The organism is Devosia sp. (assembly GCF_034675085.1).
Taxonomy (GTDB): Bacteria; Pseudomonadota; Alphaproteobacteria; order Rhizobiales; family Devosiaceae; genus Devosia.
This window is the reverse complement of sequence record NZ_JAUCDN010000239.1, coordinates 1-5105: the sequence shown is the minus strand read 5'-3', so window position 1 is coordinate 5105 and position 5105 is coordinate 1. Positions and strand designations below refer to the sequence as shown.

The window sequence follows — 5105 nt, the reverse complement described above, 5'->3', positions numbered from 1 at the left end:
TCATCCCCGGTTTGCCGTCGTGATCCGCGTTACTCCGCTCATTCTCGCGGTCGCCCTGTTCATGGAAAACATGGACTCGACCGTCATCGCCACCTCGCTTCCCGCCATCGCCGCCGATATCGGCAGCGAGCCGATCGCGCTCAAGCTGGCGCTCACCTCCTATTTCGTCGCCCTGGCCATCTTCATTCCCATCAGCGGCTGGATGGCCGACCGCTTCGGGGCCAAGAACATCTTCCGGCTGGCGATTTTCGTGTTCATGCTGGGCTCGCTCGCCTGCTCCTTTTCCTTTTCGCTGGAAACCTTCGTGCTCAGCCGCTTCTTCCAGGGCATGGGCAGCGCCATGATGACGCCGGTGGGGCGCCTGCTGCTGGTGCGCTCCACGCCGCGCAACGAGCTGGTCTCGGCCATGGCCTGGCTCACCGTGCCGGGCCTGCTCGGGCCGGTCACGGGGCCGCTGATCGGGGGCTTTCTCACCACCTATCTGAGCTGGCACTGGATTTTCTGGATCAATATCCCCATCGGCATTGCCGGCATCATCCTGGCCGGCATCTTCCTGCAAGTGCCCGACGAACGCACGCCGCGCCGGCTCGACGTGGTGGGGCTGGTGCTGGCGGGCCTGGCCTTTGCCGGGTGCGTCTTCGGGCTGTCCGTGGTCAGCCTGCCCGCCCTGCCCCTGCTCTATGGCTATCTGACCCTCGCCGTCGGCGTCATTTCCGGCATCTTCTACCTGCTCCACGCCCGGCGCACCGAATTTCCCCTGCTCGATCCGGCGCTGCTGCGCCACCGGCTCTTCCGCTCCGCCATTCTTGGCGGTTCCTTCTTCCGCATCGGGGTGGGCGCGGTGCCGTTCCTCCTGCCGCTGATGCTGCAACTGGGTTTCGGGCTGAACCCCTTCCAGTCGGGCGCCATTACCTTCATTTCGGCGGTGGGGGCAGTCATCAGCAAATTCGCCACCGAGCGCGTCTTTGCCAGCTTCGGCTTTCCGCGCATCCTTGGCTTCGCCGCTATTTTCGGCGGACTGCTCATCGCCGCGCAGGGCTTTTTCACCACCGAGACGCCGGTGCCGCTGATGATGACGGTGCTGCTGGTCGGCGGCATCCTGCGGTCCTTTTTCTTCACCGGCTCCAATGCCATCGCCTATGCCGAGATCGACAATGCCGAGGCCAGCCAGGCCACCGCCATCCTCGCGGTCGCCCAGCAATTGAGCGTGGCCTTCGGTGTTGCCCTGGCGGGGGGCCTGCTCGAAATCACCACGCGCCTGCATGGGGGAGAGCTGGGCCTGATCGATTTCTGCATCGCCTTTTCGCTGGTCGGCGGGCTCAGCGCCCTGGCCGGCTTCGTCTATCTGCGCCTTCCGGCCGATGCGGGCAGCAATGTTTCCGGCCACCGCGCCGCTGGAGGCTGATCCCGGCCATGTCCCGCACCCTGCCGCTCATCCTGGCCACGGCCCTGTTCATGGAGAACATGGATTCGACCGTCATCGCTACCTCGCTGGCCGCCATTGCCAGCGATATCGGCACCGACCCGATTTCGCTCAAGCTGGCGCTCACCGCCTATCTCGTGGCGCTGGCCATCTTCATTCCCATTTCCAGCTGGATGGCCGACCGCTTCGGCGCGCGCAACGTCTTTCGCGCCGCCATGGTGGTGTTCATGGCCGGCTCCATCGCCTGCGCCCTGTCGGGTTCGCTGGCCCAGTTCGTCGGCGCGCGCTTCATGCAGGGCATGGGCGGGGCGATGATGGGCCCGGTGGCCCGGCTGGTGCTGGTGCGCGCCACGCCGCGCCACCGGCTTGTCGACGCTATGGCCTGGCTCACCATTCCCGCCATGGTCGGACCCATTGTCGGCCCGCCCTTCGGGGGCTTTCTCACCACCTATTTCTCCTGGCACTGGATTTTCATCATCAATGTGCCCATCGGGTTGTTCGGCATCGTGCTGGTGGGGCTGGTGTTGCCCAATGCGCCGGAGCGCAACGCGCCGCGCCATATCGATTTTCTCGGCTTCCTGCTCGCCGGCTCGGCCTTTGCCCTGTTCGCCTTCGGCTGCTCGGTGATCAGCCTGCCCGCCCTGCCCGTCTCCGTCGGCGTCATCGCCACGCTGGTCGGCATCGGGCTGGGCGCGCTCTATGTGCTGCACGCCCTGCGCACCGAATTTCCCCTGCTCGACCTGCGGCTGCTGCGCCTGCCGATCTTTCGCAGCGCCGTGGTGGCCGGCACCTTCTTCCGGCTGGGCCAGGGCGCCACACCGTTTCTGTTCCCGCTGATGCTGCAACTGGCCTTCGGCATGACGCCGTTCGAATCGGGCATGGTCACCTTTGCCGGCGCTGTCGGGGCGCTGGCGGCCAAGTTCATGTCCAACTGGCTCTTCGGCCGCTTCGGCTTCAAATATCCCCTGCTGCTGGCCACCGCCATCGCCTCGCTGGGCATCGTGGCCATGGGCCTTTACACCCCGCAGACGCCGGTGCCGCTGATCCTGGCCATCCTGGTTTTCACCGGCTTCTGGCAGTCGGTGTTCTGGACCGGCTCCAACGCCTTCGTCTTCGCCGATGTCGAGGACAAGGATGCCGGCCAGGCCAATGTCATCAGCCAGGTCTGGGGACAATTGATGTTCGCCATGGGCGTGGCCCTGGGCGGGGGCGCGCTCGAGCTGGCCTATCGCCTGCGCGGCGGCGACAGCCTCGCCCTCGTCGATTTCCACATCGCCTTTTACATCGTCGCCGCCGTCGGCGCCGTGGCCACCCTGCTCTTCATCCGCCTGCCACGCAATGCCGGCCACCAGCTCATGGCCGGCGGCTCCGCCCATTGAGGGCGCAGACGCGCCGAAGCGTTACCCCCAAGCGCCCATGCGTCACGCTCAACGATAGCAGTCCGTTAGCCTAAACCCCGGCCTCGTCATCCTCGGCGGGCGCAGTTTCCTCGCGTCCCTTGAACCCCTTGGCGACGAGATAGGCCTCGGCCGAATCGCTGCGGCTGGACGGCGGCTTGGCGTGGAAGGTCGATTTGAAATGGCGCTTGAGCATGTGGAGCAGCTCATGCTCGGTGCCGCCCTGGAACACCTTGGCGACGAAAGCACCGCCCGGCGCCAGCACGTCCAGCGCGAAATCCGCTGCGATTTCAACTAGTTGCACGATACGCAAATGATCGGTCGGGCGGTGGCCGGTGGTGGGCCAGGCCATATCGCTCATCACCAGGTCGGCCTTCTTGCCGCCCAGGGCCTCCACCAGCATGGCGGGGGCGTCGTCGTCGGTGAAGTCCTTTTGCAGCAGGATCACGCCGGGAATGGGGTCCATTTCCAGATAGTCGATGCCCACGATCAGCGGATTGGCCTCGGTGGACCCCACCGCCTTGGCCGCCACCTGCGCCCAGCCGCCCGGCGCCGCGCCCAGGTCCACCACGCGCATGCCCTTGCGGAAGAGACGATGCTTTTCGTCCATCTCCTTGATTTTAAAGGCGGCTCTGGAGCGATATCCCTGCTCGCGGGCGCGGGCGACATAGGGGTCGTTGAGCTGGCGTTCCAGCCATTTGGTCGAGGAGACCTTGCGGCCCTTTGCCGTTTTGACGCGGATCTTCAGGTCCTTGTCGGATTTGCGGCCACCCGTTCCGAGCGCTTTATCCACCATGGCTGGTTCTCCGGCTATAATTTGAGGCGCGCTGCTGCGCGCGGTCGGCATCCATCAGGGAGATCAAAATGCCTTCGCGCAAGCCCCGATCGGCGACCCGCACCCTTTCGGCGGGCCATTCGCGGCGAATGGCCTCGAAAATGGCGCAGCCGGGCAGCACCAGGTCGGCGCGGTCGCGTCCGATGCAGGCATGGGCCATGCGCCGCTCGAACGGCATGGCGAGCAGCACCTTCATGGTCTGGTCGACCTCGGCACGGCCCATCCACAGGCCATCCACCTTTTGGCGCTCATAGCGCTCAAGGCCCAGATGCAGCCCGGCCAGCGTCGTGACCGTGCCCGAGGTGCCGATCAAGTGCACGGGATGGCTGGCAATCATCTGGCGCAGCTTTTCGCGGCCGCGGAACTGGCGCAGATGCTCGGACACATGGCTCACCATGGCCTCGAACACCTCGGGGGTCACGTCGACGCCGCCGAATTTCTCCGCGATGGAAACCACGCCCACCGGCAGCGACTGCCAGGAGCGGATCGAGGCCGCCATGCGCCCCTGCGCGCGCGGACGCCCGCCGCGGAAATCGAGCCAGGCCAGTTCCGACGAGCCGCCGCCGATATCGAACATCAGCGCGCCCTGGGCGCCGTTCTCGATCAGGTCGGCGCAGCCGGTCACCGCCAGTTCTGCCTCGGTGCGGCGGTCGACGATTTCCAGGTCGATGCCGATTTCCGTCTTCACCCTTTCCAGGAAGGCCGGGCCGTTCTCGGCGGCGCGGCAGGCCTCGGTGGCGATGAGGCGCATGCGCACGGGCTGGTGCTCGCGCAGCTTGATCCGGCATTGGCGCAGCGCCTCCATTGTCCGTTCCATAGCGGCGTCGCCCAGCCGGCCGGTCACCGAAACCCCCTCGCCCAGGCGCACGATTCGGGTAAAGCCATCGACCACGCGAAAACCGTGGTCGTGCGGGCGGGCGATGAGCAGGCGGCAATTATTGGTGCCCAGGTCGAGCGCGGCATAAAGCGGACCGCGATGCCGGCGCGGATTGGGGGCGGCGTTTGTCCGCTTGTCCGTGGCGGGCGGCGGCCTGCGGCCCCCGTCCCTCTCCGGCGCCCTGGAGCTGGCCGAAGCACGGTTCGCCGGCACGTCCGGGGCGGACGAAGGGCCGGCGGCGGACCGATCGGAATCGGTCACAGAAGTCTCCTGCGTGCGCGGTCGCTCCTGCCGGTCCCGCCGGTGGCGCCCGAACGCACTGTTCATTGCGTGTCGGGAAAGACGGTAGTGCAAGGGGCGGGCAAGCGCAATGGCGGCGAAGCCGGAAGGACAATCGCCCGAGCCGCTTGCATTCTGGATCGGCATTGTCTATGCAGTGCCCGCGCCGGACGAAATCGTCCGCCCGCACCGCCCGGCCACCCTAATGGCCAGCCCTTGCTGGGGAATAGTTCAACGGTAGAACAGCGGACTCTGACTCCGTCAATCTTGGTTCGAATCCAGGTTCCCCAGCCA

4 protein-coding genes and 1 tRNA gene are annotated in these 5105 nt (G+C 66.3%); 3 read left to right on the top strand and 2 right to left on the bottom strand.

Going from position 1 to position 5105, the window contains the following annotated elements; translation table 11 throughout:
- The first annotated feature begins 61 nt into the window (after window positions 1-61).
- Window positions 62-1405 carry an MFS transporter gene (locus VDP82_RS13625; RefSeq protein ID WP_323015392.1) on the top strand — a complete coding sequence of 448 codons (1344 nt, stop codon included), beginning with the start codon at window positions 62-64 and terminating at the stop codon, window positions 1403-1405.
- An 8-nt stretch (window positions 1406-1413) separates the two neighbouring features.
- The gene (locus VDP82_RS13620) at window positions 1414-2802 is read left to right on the top strand and encodes an MFS transporter (protein ID WP_323015391.1); all 1389 of its coding nucleotides are present in this window, start codon (window positions 1414-1416) and stop codon (window positions 2800-2802) included.
- A 70-nt stretch (window positions 2803-2872) separates the two neighbouring features.
- On the opposite strand, the gene VDP82_RS13615 is transcribed toward VDP82_RS13620, so the two are convergent.
- Both VDP82_RS13615 and VDP82_RS13610 read right to left on the bottom strand, forming a co-directional pair.
- Entirely contained in the window at window positions 2873-3616 is a 744-nt protein-coding gene (locus tag VDP82_RS13615; protein WP_323015390.1) for an RlmE family RNA methyltransferase, read from the bottom strand.
- The gene (locus VDP82_RS13610) at window positions 3606-4793 is read right to left on the bottom strand and encodes a Ppx/GppA phosphatase family protein (protein WP_323015389.1); all 1188 of its coding nucleotides are present in this window, start codon (window positions 4791-4793) and stop codon (window positions 3606-3608) included. Before VDP82_RS13610 ends, VDP82_RS13615 begins: the two co-directional genes overlap by 11 nt.
- A gap of 238 nt (window positions 4794-5031) precedes the next feature.
- Between VDP82_RS13610 and VDP82_RS13605 the strand changes: the two genes are divergently transcribed.
- Window positions 5032-5105, top strand: a tRNA-Gln gene (locus tag VDP82_RS13605).